This window comes from Actinacidiphila sp. bgisy145, from assembly GCF_057708125.1.
In genome coordinates, this window is the sequence record NZ_JBYIRL010000138.1 from 1 (window position 1) to 571 (window position 571).

Annotated in this window: 1 protein-coding gene; it reads right to left on the minus strand. The window is 66.0% G+C overall.

Features of this window, described 5'->3' with window-relative positions; genetic code table 11:
* Window positions 1-7: 7 nt before the first annotated feature.
* The coding region (locus AC3ERT_RS36655) for a ferritin-like domain-containing protein (protein ID WP_335984642.1) at window positions 8-571 on the minus strand (564 nt) is incomplete at its 5' end.

Genomic DNA, 571 nt, shown 5'->3' on the forward strand with positions numbered 1-571 from the left:
ACCCGGATCACTGGGCGGCGAAGCGTTCTTCGAACTCGGCCATGGCCTTGCCGTAGATCTCGACGTCGGCCGCGGTGTAGCGGGCGAGGGTGTCCTCGATCTCCTGCTTGCCGTAGCGCTCTTCCATGTCCTGCAGGGCCTCGCGGACGTACCGCACGTGCCAGCGCTCGTCGAGCATGATCTTCTCGATCGTCTCGCGGACCGGCGCGGGCGTGTTCTCCTGCCGCAGGTGCTGGTTGTAGTGGCCGATCGTGCGCTTCTCGAAGACCAGCGTGATCGCCATGACCTCCATCAGACTGGCCGGCACCCCGACCGCGTCCATGTACCGGTCCTGGTAGGCGTCCCGCATCGGGATCGCCCGCTGGTCCAGCGAGTCGATGCAGTTCGTCCAGTACGACGCGTGCGCCGACTCGTCCGCGAAGTGGTGCGTCACGTCCTTCTGCAACGGACCGCGGATCGTCCGCGCCACCCGCCCGAAGAACATCGCCCCGCTCATCTCCGACGACCGGTAGAAACTCGCCACCCACAACTCGTTCTCGGACAGCTCCACACCACTCACGACGTCCTCCCC